The 20,959-nt window shown below is 65.8% G+C and carries 20 protein-coding genes; 6 read left to right on the top strand and 14 right to left on the bottom strand.

The annotated features are described in order from the left end of the window. Positions 1-26 precede the first annotated feature (26 nt). On the top strand, positions 27-1,472 hold the full coding sequence (locus tag B0I08_RS06920) for a nitronate monooxygenase (protein ID WP_245884651.1): 1,446 nt from the start codon (positions 27-29) through the stop codon (positions 1,470-1,472). Here B0I08_RS06920 and B0I08_RS06915 read toward each other — a convergent pair. The 3 genes from B0I08_RS06915 to B0I08_RS06905 all read right to left on the bottom strand — a co-directional run bounded on the left by B0I08_RS06915 (position 1,438) and on the right by B0I08_RS06905 (position 3,775). Next, entirely contained in the window at positions 1,438-2,085 is a 648-nt protein-coding gene (locus B0I08_RS06915) for a DUF998 domain-containing protein (RefSeq protein ID WP_106211186.1), read from the bottom strand. The genes B0I08_RS06920 and B0I08_RS06915 overlap by 35 nt on opposite strands. Before the next feature lie 104 nt (positions 2,086-2,189). Beyond that, on the bottom strand, positions 2,190-2,870 hold the full coding sequence (locus B0I08_RS06910; protein WP_245884648.1) for a class F sortase: 681 nt from the start codon (positions 2,868-2,870) through the stop codon (positions 2,190-2,192). Between the two features lie 128 nt (positions 2,871-2,998). Then, on the bottom strand, positions 2,999-3,775 hold the full coding sequence (locus B0I08_RS06905) for a CHRD domain-containing protein (RefSeq protein WP_106211184.1): 777 nt from the start codon (positions 3,773-3,775) through the stop codon (positions 2,999-3,001). Positions 3,776-4,057: 282 nt separating this feature from the next. Here B0I08_RS06905 and B0I08_RS06900 point away from each other — a divergent pair, with 282 nt between their 5' ends. Next, positions 4,058-4,663: a sigma-70 family RNA polymerase sigma factor gene (locus B0I08_RS06900; RefSeq protein WP_106211182.1), complete on the top strand. Its 606-nt coding sequence runs from the start codon at positions 4,058-4,060 to the stop codon at positions 4,661-4,663. Continuing rightward, a complete protein-coding gene (locus B0I08_RS06895; protein ID WP_106211180.1) occupies positions 4,656-5,456 on the top strand; it encodes a hypothetical protein in 801 nt (266 codons plus the stop codon). Before B0I08_RS06900 ends, B0I08_RS06895 begins: the two co-directional genes overlap by 8 nt. 30 nt (positions 5,457-5,486) lie before the next feature. Here the strand turns inward: B0I08_RS06895 and B0I08_RS06890 are convergent, their stop codons facing one another. The 11 genes from B0I08_RS06890 to B0I08_RS06840 all read right to left on the bottom strand — a co-directional run bounded on the left by B0I08_RS06890 (position 5,487) and on the right by B0I08_RS06840 (position 15,444). Next, positions 5,487-6,263 (bottom strand): PspA/IM30 family protein, encoded by a 777-nt coding sequence (locus tag B0I08_RS06890; RefSeq protein ID WP_106211178.1) that lies wholly within the window; start codon positions 6,261-6,263, stop codon positions 5,487-5,489. Beyond that, positions 6,260-6,829 (bottom strand): hypothetical protein, encoded by a 570-nt coding sequence (locus B0I08_RS06885; protein WP_106211176.1) that lies wholly within the window; start codon positions 6,827-6,829, stop codon positions 6,260-6,262. The genes B0I08_RS06890 and B0I08_RS06885 overlap by 4 nt, the downstream gene beginning before the upstream one ends. 134 nt (positions 6,830-6,963) lie before the next feature. Then, the gene (locus B0I08_RS06880; protein ID WP_106211174.1) at positions 6,964-8,163 is read right to left on the bottom strand and encodes a winged helix DNA-binding domain-containing protein; all 1,200 of its coding nucleotides are present in this window, start codon (positions 8,161-8,163) and stop codon (positions 6,964-6,966) included. Between the two features lie 52 nt (positions 8,164-8,215). Beyond that, positions 8,216-8,965 carry an ABC transporter ATP-binding protein gene (locus B0I08_RS06875; RefSeq protein ID WP_106211172.1) on the bottom strand — a complete coding sequence of 250 codons (750 nt, stop codon included), beginning with the start codon at positions 8,963-8,965 and terminating at the stop codon, positions 8,216-8,218. Continuing rightward, on the bottom strand, positions 8,962-9,750 hold the full coding sequence (locus B0I08_RS06870) for an ABC transporter ATP-binding protein (RefSeq protein ID WP_106211170.1): 789 nt from the start codon (positions 9,748-9,750) through the stop codon (positions 8,962-8,964). Before B0I08_RS06870 ends, B0I08_RS06875 begins: the two co-directional genes overlap by 4 nt. Continuing rightward, on the bottom strand, positions 9,747-10,604 hold the full coding sequence (locus tag B0I08_RS06865; RefSeq protein WP_106211169.1) for an ABC transporter permease: 858 nt from the start codon (positions 10,602-10,604) through the stop codon (positions 9,747-9,749). Before B0I08_RS06865 ends, B0I08_RS06870 begins: the two co-directional genes overlap by 4 nt. Then, positions 10,601-11,563, bottom strand: coding sequence for an ABC transporter permease (locus tag B0I08_RS06860; RefSeq protein WP_106211167.1), 963 nt, complete (start codon positions 11,561-11,563; stop codon positions 10,601-10,603). Before B0I08_RS06860 ends, B0I08_RS06865 begins: the two co-directional genes overlap by 4 nt. Positions 11,564-11,607: 44 nt before the next feature. Further along, positions 11,608-13,101 carry an ABC transporter substrate-binding protein gene (locus B0I08_RS06855; RefSeq protein WP_106211165.1) on the bottom strand — a complete coding sequence of 498 codons (1,494 nt, stop codon included), beginning with the start codon at positions 13,099-13,101 and terminating at the stop codon, positions 11,608-11,610. A 74-nt stretch (positions 13,102-13,175) separates the two neighbouring features. After that, on the bottom strand, positions 13,176-13,958 hold the full coding sequence (locus B0I08_RS06850) for a DUF1684 domain-containing protein (RefSeq protein ID WP_106211163.1): 783 nt from the start codon (positions 13,956-13,958) through the stop codon (positions 13,176-13,178). A 214-nt stretch (positions 13,959-14,172) separates the two neighbouring features. Continuing rightward, positions 14,173-15,054: an aldo/keto reductase gene (locus B0I08_RS06845; protein WP_106211161.1), complete on the bottom strand. Its 882-nt coding sequence runs from the start codon at positions 15,052-15,054 to the stop codon at positions 14,173-14,175. 87 nt (positions 15,055-15,141) lie between these two features. After that, complete coding sequence (locus B0I08_RS06840; RefSeq protein WP_106211159.1) at positions 15,142-15,444, bottom strand: biopolymer transporter Tol; 303 nt, start codon at positions 15,442-15,444, stop codon at positions 15,142-15,144. 196 nt (positions 15,445-15,640) lie between these two features. Here B0I08_RS06840 and B0I08_RS06835 point away from each other — a divergent pair, with 196 nt between their 5' ends. The 3 genes from B0I08_RS06835 to phoA all read left to right on the top strand — a co-directional run bounded on the left by B0I08_RS06835 (position 15,641) and on the right by phoA (position 20,951). Further along, on the top strand, positions 15,641-18,115 hold the full coding sequence (locus B0I08_RS06835; RefSeq protein ID WP_106211157.1) for a metallophosphoesterase family protein: 2,475 nt from the start codon (positions 15,641-15,643) through the stop codon (positions 18,113-18,115). A gap of 78 nt (positions 18,116-18,193) precedes the next feature. Further along, on the top strand, positions 18,194-19,135 hold the full coding sequence (locus B0I08_RS06830) for a 5'-3' exonuclease (protein WP_245884645.1): 942 nt from the start codon (positions 18,194-18,196) through the stop codon (positions 19,133-19,135). Between the two features lie 127 nt (positions 19,136-19,262). Then, a complete protein-coding gene (gene phoA / locus B0I08_RS06825; RefSeq protein WP_106211153.1) occupies positions 19,263-20,951 on the top strand; it encodes an alkaline phosphatase in 1,689 nt (562 codons plus the stop codon). The last annotated feature ends 8 nt before the right edge of the window (positions 20,952-20,959 follow it).

Here is a 20,959-nt window from a genome sequence, read left to right as displayed (position 1 = left end):
GACGCGCACCCCTGACGGAGGTTCGTGTGTTGGATGTCTCGCTGCCCGTAGTGATTCAGGGCGGAATGGGAATGGCCGTGTCCTCCTGGAGGCTCGCGAGCGCGGTCGCGCAGGCAGGACAGCTCGGTGTCGTCTCGGGAGTGGCACTGGACTCCGTGCTCGCGCGTCGTTTGCAGGACGGAGACCCCGATGGCGATATCCGTCGCGCGCTCGGCCACTTTCCTGCGCCGGGAATGGTGGCACCCGTGCTGGAGCGATACTTCCTGCCCGCCGGGCGTGCCGCGGGTGTTCCCTATCTCCCTGTTCCGAAGCTGTCCCTGACCCCCACGGTTGCACAGCAGCACCTCACCATCCTCGGCAACTTTGTCGAGGTGTGGCTGGCGAAGGAAGGCCACGAAGGACTCGTCGGCATCAACTACATGGAGAAGGTGCAACTGGCTACGCCCGCAGCCATGCTGGGTGCTCTGCTCGCCCGTTGCGACTACGTGCTGATGGGTGCCGGCATCCCGCGGGAGATTCCACAATTGCTCCGCGACCTGGCGACGGGACAGGTCGGCACCATCACCATCGAGGTCCAAGGGTCCGACGCCGTGCACACCCTCAGCGTTGACCCGGTCGCGCTGCTCGGCGATGCGCTTCCACCCCTGACCCGCCCGCAGTTTCTGGCAATCGTCTCATCGCAGATGCTGGCGTACTACCTCGCGCGCGACGAAGACATTCGCCCGGACGGGTTTGTTATCGAGGGTCCGACCGCCGGCGGCCACAGCGCTCCCCCTCGCGGGCGAATGACACTCGACGACTCCGACCAGCCCATCTATGGCGAGCGAGACAACCCGGATCTCACCAAAATCGCAAGCCTCGGGCTGCCGTTCTGGCTGGCGGGTGGATATGGCTCCCCGGAGCGTGTCCGCGCTGCCGTCGCGGCGGGCGCCGCGGGGGTTCAGGTGGGAACACTGTTCGCGCTGAGCCGGGAGTCGGGCGTCACTGAGCCGCTGCGGGAGCAACTCGTGCGGCGCCTCGATGACTCGGAGCTGACCGTGCACAACAGCGCAGCGACATCCCCCACTGGATTCCCTTTCAAAGTCGCGCAACTCCCCGGGTCGCTGTCGGATCCGGCGGCGACCGCGGCGCGCACGCGATTGTGCGACCTGAGTTACCTGCGGGAGGCGTACGAGCGTCCCGACGGGAGTATCGGCTTTCGCTGCCCGGCAGAACCGGTGCACATGTACGTGAGGAAGGGCGGAGCGGAGGCGGACACCCTCGGGCGAGCGTGCCTCTGCAATGCTCTGACCGCGACCGTCGGGCTGGGCCAGACTCGCTCGTCGGGGTACGTGGAGCTGCCGTTGGTGACACTCGGTTCCGATATCACGGGTGCGAGCGAGCTGCGGCGCGAGAATCCCCAGGGGTGGGGCGCCGCCGAGGCAGTGGACTGGCTGACTACCGAAGTCTCCGAAGGCTCGCCAGCACAGTAGTGCCGAACAGAATCTGCCACGCGGTGATGGAGTAGACCCCGCCGCGCTCCCAGAGTCCGTCGAGGCTTTCGCCGGTCAGGCTGAGGAGCAGCATCCCCTCGCTCAGCAGCCCGAGTACGGGCAGCGCCACACTGACAACACCGAACCAGCGCGGCAGCTTCAGGCACTTCCACGACAACCCCGCGACGAGGGCAACCAGATTGCCGAAGACGATGGAGAGGTACGCGCCGCCGACGTGGGCCAGTGAGACGGTCGAGGTTTCGTCGAAGAAGCCGACCAGCACGATGCCCACGGCGTGAAGGATGGCAAAAGAAACGAACAGTGCACGCCGTCGCCCGACAAACAGGTCAGCGAGCAGAAGTGCGCCCGCCAAAAACAGGAGTCCTTCGAGCACAAACCCGGTGTTCATCACCCAGGCGAGGGGCGAGTTGACGTCTCGCCCGTCGTAGATCTGGGCCTGCGACACCCCGAGATCGCTGATGTAGTTCGCAAGATAGTCGTACGGCGGGTTTTTCCACGCCGAAGCGGCGATCGCTTCGAGGCCGACGTATTGGATGCCACTGAGAATGAAGGCAAGGGCGCCCAGAACTCTCCGGGTGCTGAAGCGAGTCACTCAGGTGCCTTTCACGGTGCTGGTCTGCCGAAGTCCGTGCCGGCCTTGCCGAATCTACCGCGTCGCGCTGGGAGGGCCCCTTCCGCCACCAGCCGCGGTGGGCGTCATACGCGACTGGCAAACACCACGAGATTGTCGACGTACCGCCCGATCGCCCGGTTGTACTCGCCACCGCAGGTGATCAACCGCACCTCGTCGGTCGTCGTGGCACCGAACACGTCAACCGTGGGAAAGTCCGCCTTCGCGTGATCCTCGACCTTGTACACCTCGTACTCGAAGGTCGTGCCGTCCACACCGGTGAGAGAGAACCGGTCGCCGACCTCAAGCTCGCTGAGGCGGTAAAAGATCGCGGGACCTGATCGTGAATCAACATGGCCCGCAATTACCGTGGGTCCAAACCCGCCTGGGGTGCCCCCACCGGTGAACCAGCCCACCGCGTCGTAGTCCTCGGGAACCTCCATCGTTCCGTCGGTTTGGATGCCGAGGGGGATGAGGGGTTCCGCCAGGTCCATCGCGGGAACCGTCAGCGACGCGGGCGCCACGCCGACCGGACGCGTAGCGGTGGCGGCGGCAGCCTGCGGGGCCGTGACCTGCGGGGCGGTGACCTGCGGCGCAGCCTCTACGGGCTGCGTCGATGGTGCCACGGTCGGCGGCGACGAATCGGGCGTCGACGCCGACCGGGACTCTGATCCCGAGCTGCCCGTGCTGGCGGTCTCGGGAAGATCATTGCTGGGGGCAGCGCTGCATCCCCCTAATATCAACGCTCCAACGATCGTGCCCGCCACAACCGCTCCCCCACGCGCGCGGGCGATACCCCGGCGCGCTGGGGAGGTTGTCCTCCGCATCATGGCGAGCACGTCACCTCTCAGTGATTCAGGAACTCAGTGATTCAGGAGCTCAGTAATTCAGGAGCTCAGGAACGAGCACTGCGACGACGGGAGACACCGAAACCGGCCAGGGCGAGCAAGCCGACCGCACCGACTCCGACCGCGAGGTTGGTCGCGGCGCCCGTGTCGGCGCCGGTGACGCCGCCAGCGTCAGTGACTCCGGCAGCGTCGGTGACGTCAGCCGGGGCTGCCGCCGTTGCCCCGCCACCGGTCTGGAGTCCGCCGACGGGAACCTGGGCCAGCTGGCCCCGGACCACCCCGGCGGGGAAGGCAACGGTGTGCGCGTCGCTCGCGAACGCGGCGGCATCGGCTTCGAGAGTCTTGAGGCTGAAACCGTCTCCGGTGTCGACTCCGTTCGAAAGAATTCCCGTGGTGAACGGGCCCTGCAGGCAGCCGGAGCTGGTGCGCGGTCCGTCACCGACCGGGGCGGGGTTCGGGAACGCGATCCGCGGCGGACCCGCGAGTCCGGCAGCGGCCTGGTGAATGTGGGTGGCAGTTTTCGCCGGGCTCATGTATTCCCCGGTGACACCTTCGAGGGTGATGTCGTAGCAGATGATCTCGAGGTCCGAGTTGACCCGGAAGGTGAACTGTCCGGTGGCTCCCGCCTCGCCGGGCGTAGCGACGGCATCGGTGTTGACCACATTGTCGGGCGTCGCCATCACCGTGAACGCGCTGGTGAATGAGCTCGGCTCCTCGACGGGCGTTTCTGCACTTGCCGGAGCGGCGAAGCCGAGCACGGTGACTGCAGCGACAGCTGCGGCGCCGCCGAAGTACAGGGGGCGAAGGGGCTTCTTTGTCGACATCGAGGTGCCTTTCGAGTTCCCGGGCGCCGGATGAGCCCGTTTGAGGGATATACGTCGGCACGCGCGCTGCCGTTCAAACACAGCGCAAACTTTTTTTGGACAAACCGATTCGCAACCGATTTGCGACCGATTTGCCCGCGCCATGAACAAAGCGGGTTACCGCTTCGTATACCCCTGTGACCCGGATTTTCCGGTGTGCAGGCGTGGCACTGGTTAGAGTGGATGGGTTCAGTGATGGTGGTGGAACTTGTGCTTCCCCCGGCCCCGAGAGGGAGGGCGAGCATGGCCGAGGTGCCTGGCGACGCGGAGCCTGAGCCGTCGCCCGGGGCTGCGCACGCGGCATCCCCCTCGAGATTCCCCTCGACGCCCCCCTCTGCATCGCCCTCGACGCCCCCCTCTTTCGACCTCGCCGCCGCATTCGACGAGCACTCGGGTGCCCTGTTCGGATTCGCGGTGAACGCGTTACGCGACCGCACCCTCGCAGAAGACTGCGTCCAGGAAACGTTCCTCAGGGCCTGGCGGGCGCGTGACCAGTTCTCGGCCGATCGGGCGAGCCTGCGAACGTGGCTGTTTGTGATCGCCCGTCACGTCATCATCGACGTGCAGCGATCAATCCAGCGGATGCCACGGCTCGTGCCCGCGGACGTCCTCGACGACACCGCGGCGGCAGCAGACGACCCGCTCGACCGACTGGCGGTGATCGAGGGCCTCGCGAAACTCAGTCCCGAACATCGGGCGGTGCTGGTCGACGTCCATCTCGAGGGTCGCAGCTACGCCGAGGTCGAGGCGACATCCGGCGTTCCCGTGGCGACCCTCCGCTCCCGTTCCTTCTATGCTCTCCGCGCCATGCGCGACCACCTCACCGAACGGAAGGGCCGCAATGCCTGACGCAAGCGGCGCCCGCCGCGCTTTTCTGATCTCCGGCGCGATCACCGGCGAGCTCACCACGGCCGAACTCGCCGAGCTCGACACCCTGCGTGCCGCCGACCCGACCGTCGAGAAAGAACTGCGCGAGCTAACCGACGTAGCACGCGTCACCAGCGCAACGCTCTCCGACTGGGACGCCACCGCGCCGTCGAAGTCTTTGCGTGGCAGAGTCCTCGCGATCGAGCGGGACTCGTACTCGGACTTGCGAACTGACTCGACCTCGGACGCGCGCGCAGACTCGGACTCGCACTCGGACTCGTACTCGGACTCGGACACTACCGCGGGCTCGACCGCGGGATCGACCAATGCCGCCGTCGTGCCGCTGCGCCGGCGCCCCTGGCTCCTCGCGCTCGGCGCGGCGGCATGCATCGTCGTCGGGGCGGGCGGAACGCTCCTCCTCCAGCCATCGACCCCGTCCGCGCCCACCGGCCCGCCCGGAACGCTCGGCGCGATCGAACAGATCGCGTTCACCGGCGAGCCCAGCGGCGTCAGTATCGACGGCTCCCTGGTCGCCCACACCTGGGGCACGGAGACGCTCCTCACCATCACCGGACTGACCGAGGCCGACCCCTACGACGTGGTGCTGGTCACCCTGGACGGCGCCAGCCTCGACTCCGGTTCGTTCCTCGGCAGTGCCAAGGAGATCGACTGCGCGATGAACGCCGCCGTGATGCGCGAAGCCGTTACGAGCGTTCAGATTCAGGATGCCTCGGGCGCAGTGGTCGCGAGCGCCGAGCTTCCCGCAGCCAGCTGATTCCGCCATCGGCACCTTCGACGTTGCTCGTCACGCGCCGCTCTGAGCTCCCCCGATGCTCAGCCATGCGTCGGGGCCCTCCCTGGGTGGGTTCGGTTGGGACCGGTCGGGAGCACCGGTCGCTTTCATCGCCTGCAGCTGGCGCTCGACGTCGGCCTTGGTGGTGACCTCAGACAGCTGGCGCTCCAGGTCGGCGTCGGGCGCGGCAGTGAGATCCTGCAGCGCGCCGCTGGTGAGCAGGTCGTCGGTGGCGGCGGCGCGCGCCTGCATCTGGGCGACCCGGTCACGGGCGCGGGCGAGGCTGCTGCCGACATCGTTCATCTGCGAGCCGATGCCTGCCACCGCCTCGTTCGCTTTCACCTGGGCCTCAGACGCGGTGTAGGTGGCCTTGATCGTCTCTTTTTCTATCCGGAACGCGGCGACCCGCTCAGCGAGACGGCGTTCGTTGTCCTGCAACCGGGCGGTCTGCTGCTGCAGCGCGGAGAACTGGTCCCGCAGCGCGACGACCTGGCCCTCCAGCAGCGCGCGGCGCTCAAGCGCGGCACGGGCGAGGTCTTCACGACCCTGCTCCATGGCGTCCCTGGCCTGGTTGGCCAACCGCTGGTAGCGCAGGCCCATCTCTTGCCCCTGAAGCTCGATGCGTTTCTTCGCCGTCGCCACCTCGGCCAGCCCCTGCCGCACCTGCTGCAACATTCGCACCTGCTGGTCGTAGCTCTCGTCGAGGGCCTCGCGCGGGTCGTCAAGCTTGTCGAGCGCGCGGGAGGTTTTGCGCCGAAAGATGGATCGCATTCGCGAGGAGTTGCTCATGATCGGTTGCCTTCCTCATGGAGGGAGTGCAACGCTTGCACTCCCGCGTGCAAAGCCCGGACTTCGCGATCAACGTCGGAGCGCAACGCCTTGAGAGTGTCGTCGCTGAGTTCCCCGATGCCCGACGCGACGGCGGAGCGCAGTCGGCGGACAAGCCCGGACACCTCGTCCACTCGCTCGCGCTGCACAGTCAACTCGCTCGCCAGCACTGCGGGATCGTTCTCACTCTCCAGCAACCGCAACTGGGCCTCCAGCGTCGTCCCTTCGATCTCGATCCTGCGAAACAATCGAGCGACTTCTCCGCGGGGACTTCCGCTCTGCAACGCGAGGTCGACGGCCGCCCGTCCACTGACGAGCGAGTCGTGGAGGCGCACCCGCAACTTCAGCACGTCGTGTTGCCCGCCCCAGCTGAGTCGGGCACGGGTGCGCAACGCGGCGCCGGAGATCGCGCGGCTGCGACGTATCCGCCGCGAAACACCCCGCACCACCAAACCGACGGCTAGGACATTGATGAGGACAACACTGCCGAGGCCGGCAAGTATCCAGGCAACCTCGTTCATGAACATCTAACCGCCTTCTTCAGCAGCCGTGCTGTGCAACTCCGCACAACGTTGACCGCCCACGCTACGCCGATCGGCCTTTCTCTTCTACGGGTCGCGGAGCTATCGATCAACGAGGACGGCGTAAGAGATCCCGTGCATCATGATGTGATGTCGTGGACCCGCCTTGACACGTTGAGGAGCGCGTCCTTCATCGCGGGCGACGTGTACCCGGTGCCCACGCGCTCCCCCGCGAGCCAGCCGGTGAGCCGCTCGGCTTCGGCATCGAGGGCCTGTCGTTCGGACTCCGACACCGGCTCGAGCAGAAACACCCGCACCGCGGCATCCGCATCTTGCACCCAACACCCGACGATACGACCGTTAGCCCACGCGGTTGTTCCCGCGTTGCCCCAGGCATCGAACAGCGGTGCCTTGTGCGGGCCGAGGTAGAAATCGCGCTGTTGCCAGCCCATCACGGTCGGGTCGAGCACCGGGAGCAGGGCCACCCACGGGTCGGGGTCGGCGACCTCGTCGAGGTCATCCGGCAAAAGCCACCCGGTATCGCCCGAGTCGAGGGACACCGAAACCGCCCCCACCTCGGCGAGCGCGGTCCGCACGATCGTTTTCGTCGCACCGAGCCACCAGACGAGGTCTGCCTCGGTACCGGGTCCGAAGGAGTAGAGCCAGCGACGCACGATCTCGCGATAGCCCTCTCGGGCGTCAAGCGGGGGGATGTCGGTGCCCAGCCAATCCCGGGTGCGGGTCCACCGCGGACGAGACGTGCGCCAGTGGCTCGTGTTCGCGCCCCGCACGACGTCGCCGGTCAGCCCGAGGTGAAGGAGCACCCGCGACGTGCCCCAGATCTGGCCGCCGGGCCCTGGCACTGTCACGTCGAGTGCCGGCTCTTCCGTGCGCAGTTCACGCGCCGTGCGCCCCTGTGGCTCGACTTCCAGCCGGGCGAGCACTTCGGACCTGGCACCGTCGAGCCACCGGTCGCCGTCCTTGGCGATGCCCGCCGCGACGATGTCCTTCGCCATCCGCGCTCGCTCGGCGGCCGCCACCCGGGCGGAGGCGCTCGACACCACGGCGGGCAACAGGTCGCGGGGAAAGACGAAGAGCGTGCGGCGCATCGCCAGCTGTTTCACGAGGCTGCGGTCGTCGTACAGCGCACGATCGACCTCGGCGATCGTGACAGCCGGCACCCGAGCCCAGCACGACAGGTAGACCGTGGCGGGTTCGGTCGAGTGCAGTGCGGTCATCGCCCGAGTGGCGGCCTCGGGCGAATCTACCCGGGCTGCCGGTGCGAGAGCGTGGCGCAGTGCCAACCGCGCGCGACGCTGTTGGTCTGTCACATGTCGCATTGCACCAGTGTGGCAGCGGCTCCCGACATCCACCGCACCACAGTTTGACGACTCAGGGCGCGGGAAGGCGAGGAACGGCCGCGACGAGCTGGCGTGTGTATTCTTCGCGGGGCGCGGCGAGGATGGTCGAGGTGGTTCCCGATTCGACCACCCGCCCGGAGTTAAGCACAACGGTTTCGTCGCAGAGCGCTGCGACCGCACTCAGGTCGTGCGACACCATGAGAATCGCGAGGCCGGCAGACTCGCGCAACTCGGCAAGCAGGTCGATCACCTGAATGCGCGTGGTGACGTCGAGTGCGCTCACCGGCTCGTCGGCCAGCAGCAGCCGCGGGTGGCAGACGGTCGCGCGGGCGATCGCGATGCGCTGGCGCTGGCCGCCGGAGAACGCGTGCGGGTACCGCGCGAGCGAGTCCGCAGCAATTCCTACCGACGCGAGCGAGGCCGCGACCATGGCTCGCGCTTCGCTCCCCTTCGCGATGCCCAGGGAGCGCAGCGGCTCGGCGACGATGCTCTCGATGTTCTGTCGGGGGTCGAGCGATGAGTACGGGTCCTGGAACACCGTCTGCACCGAAGCCCGGAACCGCCGCATCGTCGCGGGGGTGATCGGTTCTCCATCGAACAGAACCTCTCCCGCTGTGGGCTTCGCGAGCGCGAGCATCAGCCGCACGATCGTGGACTTGCCGCTCCCCGATTCGCCGACGAGACCGACGCTCTGGCCCTCGCCCACCCCGATGGACACGTCTTCGAGCGCGAGCGCGCCCTTGCGATAGCGGTACGACACGTTGCGTAATTCGAGAATCATCGCTCCCCCAGCATCGCGTCGAGGTCGCGCGCGCTCCGTACGAGCTGCGCGGTGTACGGGTCTTTCGGCGCGCTGAGCACCTCTGCGACCGTTCCCCGTTCGACGGCAACACCCGCCGACATCACGATCAGATCGTTCGTCATCGCGGATACGACCGCAAGATCGTGGCTGATGAACAGCAGCGCCATCCCGCGGGCCTCCACGAGGTTGTCGAGCAGCGACACGATCTGCGCCTGCACGGTCACGTCGAGCGCGGTCGTGGGCTCGTCCGCGATCAGCAGCTGCGGCCGGCTGCTCAACGCGATGGCGATCGCGGCGCGTTGTCGCTGCCCGCCGGAGATCTCATGCGGGTACGCCCGGGCGATACGCGCGTCGTCGAGGCTCACCTCGGCGAGCGCTTCGCTCACGGCCACGCGCAGGGCGGCCCCACGCAGTGCGCGGTGGCGGGCGAGAGGTTCGGCCAGTTGCTTGCCGATGCGCATAAGCGGGTCGAGCGCCGTCAGGGGTTCCTGGAAGACAACGGATGCCACCCGCCCGCGTAACGGCACAAGCCGGCGTTCCGCGCCACCGACCACCTGCACGCCGTCGAGCAGCACACTGCCGGTGGCGACGAGTCCCGCCCCAAGCAGGCCGGTCACCGCAAGCGACGTGACGGACTTACCGGAGCCGGACTCGCCGATCAGACCGAGACGCTTTCCCGCGGCGAGATCAAAACTGAGGTCGCTCACGAGCGCGCGGCCGCCGGGAGCGGTCACACCGAGCGACGAGACGGAGAGCAGGGTCATCGACTTCTCCTTCGCGAGGGGTCGGCAACGTCACGCAGGCCGTCTGCGACGAAGTTGACGCCGAGCACCAACGCGATGAGCGCGAGGCCGGGTGCGATCGCCCCAATGGGAGCGGTGACCACGGTGCCCTGGGCTTCCTGCAGCAGGCGACCCCACGACGCGTTGGGCGGAGGGGCACCGAGGCCGAGGTACGACAGGCTGGCCTCGGCGAGCACAGCAACGCCGAACTGCAGCGCGAGGTTGACGCTGAGCGTCGGCCAGATGTTCGGCAGAATGTGGCGCACCACGATCCCGGGCCAGCGGGTTCCCGACGTGCGTGCCGCGGTCACAAACTGTTCGGCGAGCACCCGCTTCGTAAGCACCCGGGTGAGCCGAGCGACGATTGCCGACATGGCGAGCCCGATCGCGAGGATCACCGACGCGAGTGATGACCCCTGCGCGGCCACGATCAGCATCGCGAGCAGCAGCACCGGAAAAGCGATGACCACGTCGAGCGCGGCAGAAATGGTGTCGTCCAGCCAGGAAGCGGCGAACGCGGCGGTGAGGCCAATGGTGATCCCGATGATCGCCCCGACGGCAACCGAGCCGAGCCCCACCAGCAGCGCGATCCGCGCGCCGATCATGAGCTGGGTGGCCAGATCGCGGCCGAGCCTGTCCGTGCCGAGCCAGTGCGCCCCACCCGGGCCCTCGAGCCGCGAGCCCGTGGTGTCTTCCGGGGAGAAGGGCAGCCACAGCAGGGAGACCAGAGCGGTGGCGACGACCGCTCCGACGAGCACGAGACCCACCACGAGGGTCCAGGAGCGCGGGCGCAGGGCACGAGGTTCGATCGTCTGGGCGATCACGGTGGCGCTCATCGGTTGCCCGAAATGCTCAAACGCAGGCGCGGGTCTACCAGGCGTTGCGCGATGTCAGCCACGAATCCGATGATCAACACCACGAGCGTGCTGACAAACAGCACGCCCTGAATGTTCGGGTAGTCGTGCTGCTCGATCGCCCTGAGCAACATGCTCCCCAGTCCGGGAAGGCCGAACACGCTCTCCACCACCACCGCACCGAGGAAGGTCGTTGCCAGTTCGATACCGAGAATAGAGATGACGGGAACCGCGCCGTTGCGCACCCCGTGCCGCCAGAGCGCCTCCGAGTACCCCGAGCCCTGGGCCCGGGCCGAACGCAGGTAATCGCTGCCCATGACGTCCAGCGTGGCAGAACGGATGTAGCGGGTGAGCGACGCGCTCATCACCAGCGCAACGGTGACGATGGGAAGCGTCAGCGAGCGCAGCGCATCGGCGGGGTCGGCCCAGTCATCGCGCGGGAAACCGCTGGAGGGCAACCAGCGGAGCCCGACCGCGAAGACACTGACGAGCAGGATGCCGACCCAGAACACGGGCACGGCGACGCCGAGCTGGGAGAACCCCGAAATCAGGATCCCGTACCAGCGGTCAGATCTGGTGGCAGCGACGACCCCGGCGACCAACGACACCACGAGCGCCACTGCGAACGAGATCAGGGTGAGCGGGATGGTGACGGAGAGCCTCGCCGCGATCTCCGGTCCCACCGGAAGCGAGCTGATGAACGATTCACCCAGATCGAATTGCGCGAGCTGCCCAAACCAGGTCAGGAACTGCTCAAGAACGGGCCGGTCCGCGCCCACCTGCGCCTGCGCCGCCGCGATCTGCTCCGGCGTCGCCGTCACCGAGAGCAGAGCGTTCGAGGGGTCGCCCGGCAGAAGTCGGAGCAGCACAAAGATGGCCACCATGGCGATGAGGAACGACACCAGGAGGAACGCGCTCCGGCGCAGAAGATAAACAATCATGCGAGTGCAAGGCTAGCCCCCGCGGGGAGGGCTAGCCCGAATACCTACTCTGTGACGATGTCGTAGACGAAGAACTGAGAGTTCAGCCCGTTGACCGGGTACCCGGAGACGTCGCTCGATGCCACGACGATTTGCGGGTACAGGTACAGCCAGACGCTCGCGGCATCCGCGGCGATCTGCTGGTTGACGAGCTTCAGCTTCTCGGTCTGCTCGTCGGTCGTCGCGGACGCCTCGGCCTCGTCCACCCACGTAGCGACCTGCGGGTTGTTGTACCCCCAGTAAAAGTCGGGGTTGCCATACCAGACGACGTCACGGTCGTTCACGTGCTCCTGCAGGGTCGCGGTAAAGTCCTGCGCCTTGTAGACCTTCGTGTACCACTCGTCGGAGCTGATCGTGTTGATGTTCACGGTGACCCCGATCTTCGCGAGCTCGCTCTTGACGAACTCGGCGACCACCGGGTGCGGGTCGTAGCTTGGGGTGTCGAGGGTGAACTCAAACCCGTCGGGCTGTCCCCCCGAAGCAAGAAGTTGCTTCGCGAGCTCGACGTCGTACGGGTTCTCCTGCGTGAGGTCTTCGTACCACGGGTCAGTCGGCGGAACCATGGAGCCAATGAGGGTTCCGTAGTCGCCCCAGATCGAGTTCAGCAGCTTCTCGGTGTCGATGGCCGAGTAGATCGCCTTGCGCACGTCGACGTTGTCGAAGGGCGCGACGCGGTCATTGAAAACCAGGATCTCCTTGGTGGTGGACTCTCCGTCGCTGACGACGTAGTCCGCGTTGTCGGTGAATTGCGTGAGCGCGTCAGGGCTCTGCACGCTCGTGACAATGTCGATTTCGTCGGTGAGCAGCGCGTTGCTGAGCGCGGTGGCGTCGGTGAAGTAGTTGAAAACGACCTCGTCGGTGGATGCCGCTTCCCCCCAGTAATCGTCGAATCGCTCAAGACTCAGCGAGCTCCCCCGCGTCCACTCGCCGAGCGTGTACGGACCGGTACCGTCTTCGGTGGTCTCCAGGTCGGTGGCGTCGGCGTTGATGATCCAGATATAGCTGAGGTTGTAAATGAAGGAGATGGAACGCTCCGCGAGCGTCACGACGACGGTCGCGTCATCCGGGGTCTCGATGGTGCTGATCGCGCTGAAGCTGCTCTTGCGAGCGGACTGTGAGTCCTCCGACAGCACGGCCTCGATGCTCGCCTTCACGTCGGCTGAGGTGAGGGCCTTGCCGGAGTGGAAGCTCACGCCATCGTGCAGGGTGAACGTGTAGGTAAGGCCGTCTTCGCTCACGGTCTCGCTCTCGGCGAGCAGCGGCTCCACGCTTCCGTCGTCAGTGAGCTTGTAGAGGCCCTCGTAGACGTTGCCGTTGAACGCCTCGGTGACGCCCTGGCCGCCTCCGCCGAAGTTGCTGAGGTTCTGCGGTTCGTACAAGGAACCGATCTCGATGGCCGAGGCGCCTTCCGAAGACGACGAGTCGGCTCCGCTGGCGCACCCGGCAAGCAACAGGGTTGTTGCGAGGCCGAGCGCGACGAACGCGGTGTGCTTTTTCATGATGCTCCTGTGTGCTGGTGCTGGGAATGCGTGGTCGAAAGAATGCGGGGTCGAAAGAATGCGGGTGGAAAAAGTTACAGCGAGTAGATGTCGAAGTCCCCGGTGAATACGACGTGGCGCTCCCCCGCGTCGACGGGCACTGCGAACCGGTTCTGCGCAGGAGGCAGCGGACAGTTGTACTGCACCGAGAAGCCGCACGGCGGAACAAACGCGCGGTTGAAGTCAAGAATCACGGGGCCAGCCTCGCCGAACCCTGCGCCCGCACCCTCGCCGTGCTCGTCGGCCCGCCGCACGAACAGGAAGCGACCCGACGAGTACGTGGAGCTATCTCCGCTGAGCCGGTTGGTGGTGTCACCGAACACGAGCAGGAGCGTTCCGTCGTCGTCGAACGCGCTGAGCGAGTAGTCCACGCCGTCGCGGGTGAAGGTGATGTCGCCGGGTACAACCAGCTCGCGGCTGCCGCCGTTGTCGCGGATGTGCTCGAACGGGATGGTGCGATCGCCCGAAATGGGCGTGAACTGCGCCTCGATCACCCAGTCGGCGTTGTACTCGAACGCGGAGATCTCGTCGAACGCCGCGATGGCGGGCGATGCGGCATCCCAGAACCGCAGCCCGTACTCGGGCTCACCGGTATCGAGGTTGCTCCGGCTCAGGCTGGTAACGGTCACTGTGGCGGCCGCTTCTGCTGTGGCACGAGCCAACTCCTCTGCCGGGTCGACTCCGGCGGGCAGCCACCGGGTTTCGACGAGGGAGAGATTGCCCGTGGCGGATGTCACGGCGCGACGCCGCGCAGTGCGCCAGTTCGCGAATGCCGACAGGGCATCCGCACGGGGAGAAACAAGGGAGGGCGAGGTCATGATTAGCTCATTTTCGTGGGACACGGATGGGTAAGCACAATCGTGTGTCGCCCTGTGTCAGAGCAAACCCGCAACCGCCGCCGGATTATTCCTGACTACCGATAAATGGCGGTGCCGGGCTGAGGCCGCCAGTCCACGTCGGGCTGCAGGCGGCGCCCGGTCAATGTTGTGCCGGGCACCGCCACGAGCGGCCGTGAGTTAGCCCATTACTCGGTCACTCAGTGATGGCAGACAATGCCTCGAATTCGGCGTCAGTGAGGTCGATCGTTGCGCCGGCGAGGTTGTCTTCCAGATGCGAGACGCTCGAGGTTCCGGGAATCGGAACCATCGCCGGCGACCGGCGGAGCAGCCAGGCGAGGGCCAACTGTGACGGAGTCGCGTTGTGCTCCGCTGCGAGCGTGGTGAGCGGGCTTCCCTCTCCGCTGAGGGCTCCGGTCGCGAGCGGGAACCACGGGATGAACGCGATACCGCGTTCGGCTGACCAGTCGAGGAGGTCCTCTGAGGATCGGTCGGTGAGGTTGAACAGGTTCTGCACGGATGCGATCGGGGCGACCTTCTGGGCTGCCTCGGCTTCGGCGATGGTGACCTGGCTGATACCGATGTGACGAATCTTGCCCTCGGTCTGCATCATCCCGAGTTCACCGATCTGGTCCTCCAACGCAACGGTGGGGTCGATGCGGTGAAGCTGAAGAAGGTCGATGCGCTCGACGTCCAGGTGGCGCAACGCCATCTCGACCTGCTGGCGAAGGTACGCGGGCTGACCGACCGGGATCCACGATCCTGGTCCCTGTCGGGTCTGGCCTACCTTCGTCGCGATGACGATGTCATCGGCATAGGGCTGCAGGGCCTCGCGGAGGAGACCGTCGGTGACGGCCGGTCCGTAGGCGTCAGCGCTGTCGAAAAAATTGACGCCGAGTTCCGCGGCTCGGCGAATCACCCGAATTGCATTGGCGCGGTCATCCGGTTCGCCCCAGACGCCGGGTCCGGTGAGCTGCATCGTGCCGTACCCGAGGCGGGTGATAGGCAGATCGCCGCCGAGGCTAAAGCTGCCGGAAGCATCGGCCGGACGGGCGCTGGTGTCGGTGTGTGTTGTCATGCGGTGGTGTACTCCTTTGAGAGCATTCTGCTCGTGTGGGTGGACAGAGGGGCCAACCCGCTGACCCTCCCGGTCATTCCGCCGCGCTCACAATTTGTCGAGCTCTTGCACTGCAGAACTCGCCCGAGCGATGCGCGCGTCCGGCTCCTCGTCCCACCAGTACGGCCCGCGTTCGCCGAGTCCGGTTTTGGCCAGCCCCACCCGTCGACGCGCGGCAGCAAGCTGATCGGCGTCGCCACTGCTTTTGGCGGCTTTGACCGCTGACCGTCCGCGCCCCAGATGAGACTTCAGCGCCTCCTCGAGTTCGGCGGGAAGGCAGGGGTCGGTTCGCCGCCACCGCCGTCCGTTGATGACCATCCAGCGATCGTCATCGGATGCTGTGGAGTCCATCGTGTCCTTCCCACGTGACTACTGGTCCGCCCGCGTTTCATTCCTACCTCACCTACCCGAAAAAGCGAGGTCACCAGATCGCAGCGTTTACCGCCGCGTCAGATTGTGTACACCGGGGCTCTGCACTCCATCACGCTCGCCACGTCATTCTGGCAGGGCGCAACTGCGCGACACTCGTCGATCACGAAAGTCAACGATGCCAAGCCAGCCTGTTTCCCCCCGTTCCGCGCCGCAGAAAACTGGAAAGCAAGGCGGCCGTCGACTCCTGGCCGTCACATCGACGATCGCCGCAGGGGTACTCCTGCTGACGTCACCGCTAAACACCGCCGAGCAGGCAGAGGCAGCGGACGAGGTCGCGACACCCAGCTCCGAACCTGTCGGCACCCTCGACCTCCTGAGTGATCCTTTCCTTCAGCTGCCAACCGAAAGCAGCGTGAACGTGGTCTGGGCGACTGAGTTTGTTGGGACCGACAGCGTTGTCCTCGTTGGAGAGACCGTGGGTACGCTCTCCGCCGATCAGCTTGACGACGCCGCTGCCGGGAGAATGGCCGGGGTTGAAGTATTTGAGGCGGACACCACGAAGTTCTCGCGGCTCGTGGAAGACGCCGGCTCGAATCTCCCCGCTTCAGAAAAGCCGGCGACCGGTGTCGCTGACAGGGACGTATGGCGACACGAAGCCACCGTCGACGGTCTCACCCATGGCAAGCGGGTGCCCTACCGCATCGTCTCGTTCGGAGACGCCGCATCGGGAGGTTCCGGAACCCAATTCGCGGGCTCCGGAACATTCTCGCTCTCGCCCGCTCCGCAGGCCGGGGATAACCAGCGCATCCTCATCACCAGTGATCATCAGGCGATGAGCAACACCGCCGCGAACCTGCAGATGGCATCGAAGACTTTCGGCGATATCGATGCCGTCTTCCTGGCCGGCGATCTCGTGAACCAGCCCGACCGGGCATCCGAGTGGTTCGACGACAGTCGAGGCGGGGCCTTTTTCCCCGTACTGCAGGGCAATGCGTCACGTGCGTCCACCCACGGCGAGGCCTACACTGGCGCCGAGATCCTGCAGAACGCGCCCATTTACACCGCGATTGGCAACCATGAGGTGCAGGGACGAGTGGCTGGCGCCACGAGTATCTCGGAGTCCTTCAACTATCCGATTCCGCAGGAGGTTGCCGCAGCCGAATATGACAAGGTCGCGGCCACGGTTAATCCCTCCGCCGATCCCGCAGTGAAGGCTGCGTGGTTGGAGGACAATTCGTTCAGCACAACCACGTACGAAGAGATGTTTACCCTCCCGCAGTCCGCGAGCGGCGGAGAGGGCTATTACGCCGTCACCGTCGGGGACGTGCGCCTTATCTCGCTCTTTTCCACGAGGATTTGGCGAGCCGATACAAACACCGCGGACCCGGCTTCGCGCAAGGCGATCTCTCGGTATCAGGAGACGCCGGCGGTTCTGGGCGATCCCCTGAAGCAGGGTCACGGTGAGTTCATATTTGAACCCCTCGACGACGGCAGCGCCCAGCTTGCGTGGCTCGAAGACGAGCTGGAAAGCGAGGAGTTCACGGATGCGCGCTTCCGTGTGGTGATGATGCACGAGGGAGCGCAGACCATGGGCGGCAACGTGATGCCGCACTTCACGGACCCGGTGCGCACCGAAGAGAAAAACGAAAACGGTACACTCTCCGGCATCCGCTACGAGTATCCAGCCGACGACAACTACCTCATCAACGATGTCGGGCCGCTACTCGAAAAGGCGGGTGTTGATCTGGTTCAGCAGGCGCACAACCACATCTGGAACCGTTTCAAATCGGGCGCAGGCGTCAACTACCTCGAAACGTCGAACACAGGAAACACCTACCGTGTGTTCCACCCGCTCAGCGGAAACTCACGACCGATTCCGTCTGCACCCTGGAATGCGTCGAACTACCTCGCTCAGGGCAATCCGGGCGGGCTCGAGCCAATCATGCCCACCGGCGCAGCTCCAACCAACGCCGACGGGGTTAAGACCCCGTTCGTGCAGAGTAACGACCACGCGGTGTTCACGTTGCTCGACACCGGATCAAACGAGGTCATTAGTTACATCTACGACGTGCGCACTCCCGACATGGCGCCGGTCGAGCTCGACCGATTCTCACTGGGCCGTCTCGCGCCCGAACCGACACCCGAGCCGACTCCAGAACCAACCGTCCCCGCACCGATTCCGAGCTCCGTGCCTTCGGCTGAACCCTCCGCGCCCGCCGCTCTTCCCGCAACCGTCTCAATCTCCTCGGACACCGTCGTTGCTGGCGGGTCCGTCGCCGTCACCGGCGTCGGATTCGGCCGTGACGAGACTGTGGCCGCAACTCTGAAGCGCGGCTCCCGCGACCTGGGGTCGAAGTCCGCAATCAATGGCACCGTGCGCATGACCGTGACGATACCCGCCGACACCACCGCCGGAGTGCACCGAATCGAGCTCCGCGGCGTGGAGACCGGAATCAGCGGGTCGGTCGCCGTGACGGTCACCAAGGCGTCGGCTGCTGCTGGAGGAGCCTCCGGTACCGGTACCGACTCGCTCGCGTCCACCGGTATCAGCAGCACAGCAACTGTAACGGCAATCCTTCTCGCCGTCAGCGCGCTAGTGAGCGGAGTGGGTGTACTGCTCTGGCGCAGGAGCCGACGGGCCCGCGCGTAGGTCCCAGCCCGCAGCAATCCGCGCGAAGGTCGTGGCTAACGGGTGCGGCGGTCCGGCGCACTGTGTAAAGATGCTGCCGTGACCGATCACCGCAGAATGTTGCTCGACACCGCCTCGCTCTACTTCCGTGCCTTCCACGGCGTGCCGGACACGGTGCGGGCGCCCGACGGCACGCCCGTCAATGCCGTCCGGGGTCTGCTCGACATGATTGCGAAGCTCGTCAACGAATTCGGGCCGACCGACCTCGTCGCGTGCTGGGACGACGCGTGGCGACCGCAGTGGCGAGTCGATCTGATTCCCTCGTACAAGGCTCACCGTGTCGCGGAGGAAACCGACGCCGGCTTCGTCGAGACCGTTCCCGACCCGCTCACGGCACAGATTCCGATAATCCGGGAGGTGCTCGCCCAACTCGGGATTCCTGTAGTGGGGGCCGCCGACCACGAGGCCGACGACGTCATCGGCACCCTCGCCAGCCGCTCGAAGATTCCGATCGACATCGTCACGGGCGATCGCGACCTCTTCCAGCTCGTCGATGATTCCCGGGACGTCCGGGTGATCTACACCGGTCGCGGCATGTCCAAGCTGGAGGTTCTCACCGACTCTGAGGTCGAGAAGAAGTACGGTGTCGCCCCCGATCAGTACGTCGACTTCGCGGTGCTCCGGGGGGACCCGTCCGACGGCCTTCCCGGAGTCTCGGGCGTCGGCGACAAGACCGCGGTCTCCCTGCTGTCGAGCTTCGGCAGCCTCGACAAAATCATCGAGGCAACCGCGGACCCGGACACGGCGATCAGCGCGGCAATCCGAGCGAAGGTGCGCGCCGCGGATGAGTATCTCGCTGTTGCACCACAAGTCGTCAGAGTCGTGCGCAACCTCACGTTGCCCGATCACGACAGTCGAATCAGCACTATCTCGTCGGATCGCTCGGCCGCTCTCAACGAGCTCTCACGCGTCTGGGATCTCGGAACCTCCCTCACACGCGCGCGAAGCGCCCTTGCGGCTGCCGCAACCGCTCGAAGCTGACAAACACCCCCTTTTGGGGGGCATGGTTCTCCTCGAAGTTGCGTCCCGTTCACCTGCTTTTCACCACCCGAAGCGAGCGTGGGAGGACCCCGTATCCGGGGCAACCACCAACCTTCGGAGTTACGCAATGAAAATTTCGACCCGAGCGAGCGCGACGAGCATTGTTGCTCTTACGCTCTGTACCGCGCTGGTCTTGCCTGGTGTCTCCATCGCCGCGAGCCCCGCGCCGACGAATCTCAGCACCAACGCGGGAGCAACTCGTCACGACCCGGCGGGTGACGCCAGCAGCAGTGTCGCTGAGGCCATCAAGGCCGCCGACGCGAAAAACGTCATCCTTCTCATCGGAGACGGGATGGGGGACTCTGAGATCACCGTCGCCCGCAACTACGAATACGGCGCCGCCGGCGAGCTTCCGGGTATTGACGCCCTGCCGCTCACAGGGCAGTACACGACGTACTCGCTCTATCGGGAGGGAGACACCAAGGGCAAGCCCGACTACGTTCCCGATTCGGCCGCCACGGGATCGGCGTGGGCCACCGGCACCAAGACCTACGACAACGCGGTATCGGTCGACATCGACCAGGTGCCGCAACCGACGATCCTCGAGATCGCGAAGGCAAACGGACTCAAGACCGGCAACGTGACGACCTCAGAAATCCAGGACGCGACGCCCGCCGTTCTCGTCGCTCACGTGGATGCCCGCAGCTGCTACGGACCGGACTCACCCACCTGCGGCAACGATGCCCTCACCGAAGGCGGCCTTGGCTCGATCAGCGAGCAGTTGATCGGCACCCGTCCCGACGTGACCCTCGGAGGCGGCTCCACCTCGTTCGAGCAGACAGCCAAAGCCGGCCCCTGGGAGGGCCAGACGCTCTTCGATCAGGCGGCCGAGCGCGGCTACCAGGTGATCGGCGACTCCGCCGGGCTCGCGTCAGTGACAACCGCGTCGCAGCAGGAGCCCGTTCTCGGACTGTTCACCCCGGGCAACTTTCCCACTCGCTATACGGCAACCGCGGCGACGGTGGGGGGCGCAGATCTGCCTCCGGTTACCTGCCAGCCCAACCCCGAACGGCTGGCCAGCGAGCTGTCGCTGGGGTCTCTGACCACAAACGCGATTTCGCTGCTGGACAACGATGAGGGATTCTTCCTGCAGGTGGAGGGCGCAAGCATCGACAAGCGTGACCATGCGGCCGACGCCTGCGGCCAGATCGGCGAAACGGTCGATTTCGATGAGGCCGTCCAGGCCGCGCTGGCGTTTGCAGAGAAGGACGAGAACACCCTCGTGCTCGTCACCGCGGATCACGCACACTCCAGCCAGATCGTCGACTCCACGCCGCCCACGTCGCTCAGCACAGCCCTCGCAACAGCGGACGGCACCATCATGAAGGTGTCGTACGGAACGGCCGAGGCCGGCGAGTCACAACAGCACACCGGCTCGCAGCTGCGCATCGCGGGTTACGGTCCCGGCGCGGCCAACATTGTCGGCCTCACCGATCAAACGGACACCTTCTTTACCATGGCAAACGCACTAAAGCTGGACCGCAATACGGCGGCGTTCAGCGATAACGCGCGACTGGGCGTTGACCGCCGGATTGAACCCGGCGCGACTGTTTCGATCACGGCCGAACAGTTTAACGGCGACCGCCAGGTCACGGGAGCGGTAACACCGGGAGAGACCACGATCGATGCCGCCGACGTTGTCGACGGTGCCGCCACCCTGTCCTTCACAGCACCCACCGAACCCGGCAAGTACACGGTGACGGTTACCGGAGCCCAGTCGGGCACGCAGGTCACGGCAAAATTCATGGTCAAGTAGACCGAATT

It is taken from the genome of Glaciihabitans tibetensis (assembly GCF_003003265.1).
GTDB classification, from domain to species: domain Bacteria; phylum Actinomycetota; class Actinomycetes; order Actinomycetales; family Microbacteriaceae; genus Glaciihabitans; species Glaciihabitans tibetensis.
The sequence above is the reverse complement of the archived record's forward strand: the minus strand, read 5'-3'. Positions and strand labels throughout refer to the sequence as shown.

Bases quoted from the DNA above. Each gene is read 5' to 3' on its own strand.
- B0I08_RS06845 (WP_106211161.1), bottom strand. From the start codon at position 15,054: ATGACAACACACACCGACACCAGCGCCCGTCCGGCCGATGCTTCCGGC.
- B0I08_RS06895 (WP_106211180.1), top strand. From the start codon at position 4,656: ATGCCTGACGCAAGCGGCGCCCGCCGCGCTTTTCTGATCTCCGGCGCG.
- B0I08_RS06890 (WP_106211178.1), bottom strand. From the start codon at position 6,263: ATGAGCAACTCCTCGCGAATGCGATCCATCTTTCGGCGCAAAACCTCC.
- B0I08_RS06900 (WP_106211182.1), top strand. From the start codon at position 4,058: ATGGCCGAGGTGCCTGGCGACGCGGAGCCTGAGCCGTCGCCCGGGGCT.
- B0I08_RS06880 (WP_106211174.1), bottom strand. From the start codon at position 8,163: ATGCGACATGTGACAGACCAACAGCGTCGCGCGCGGTTGGCACTGCGC.
- B0I08_RS06850 (WP_106211163.1), bottom strand. From the start codon at position 13,958: ATGACCTCGCCCTCCCTTGTTTCTCCCCGTGCGGATGCCCTGTCGGCA.
- B0I08_RS06875 (WP_106211172.1), bottom strand. From the start codon at position 8,965: ATGATTCTCGAATTACGCAACGTGTCGTACCGCTATCGCAAGGGCGCG.
- B0I08_RS06855 (WP_106211165.1), bottom strand. From the start codon at position 13,101: ATGAAAAAGCACACCGCGTTCGTCGCGCTCGGCCTCGCAACAACCCTG.
- B0I08_RS06860 (WP_106211167.1), bottom strand. From the start codon at position 11,563: ATGATTGTTTATCTTCTGCGCCGGAGCGCGTTCCTCCTGGTGTCGTTC.
- B0I08_RS06835 (WP_106211157.1), top strand. From the start codon at position 15,641: ATGCCAAGCCAGCCTGTTTCCCCCCGTTCCGCGCCGCAGAAAACTGGA.
- B0I08_RS06865 (WP_106211169.1), bottom strand. From the start codon at position 10,604: ATGAGCGCCACCGTGATCGCCCAGACGATCGAACCTCGTGCCCTGCGC.
- B0I08_RS06870 (WP_106211170.1), bottom strand. From the start codon at position 9,750: ATGACCCTGCTCTCCGTCTCGTCGCTCGGTGTGACCGCTCCCGGCGGC.
- B0I08_RS06905 (WP_106211184.1), bottom strand. From the start codon at position 3,775: ATGTCGACAAAGAAGCCCCTTCGCCCCCTGTACTTCGGCGGCGCCGCA.
- B0I08_RS06840 (WP_106211159.1), bottom strand. From the start codon at position 15,444: ATGGACTCCACAGCATCCGATGACGATCGCTGGATGGTCATCAACGGA.
- B0I08_RS06885 (WP_106211176.1), bottom strand. From the start codon at position 6,829: ATGTTCATGAACGAGGTTGCCTGGATACTTGCCGGCCTCGGCAGTGTT.
- phoA (WP_106211153.1), top strand. From the start codon at position 19,263: ATGAAAATTTCGACCCGAGCGAGCGCGACGAGCATTGTTGCTCTTACG.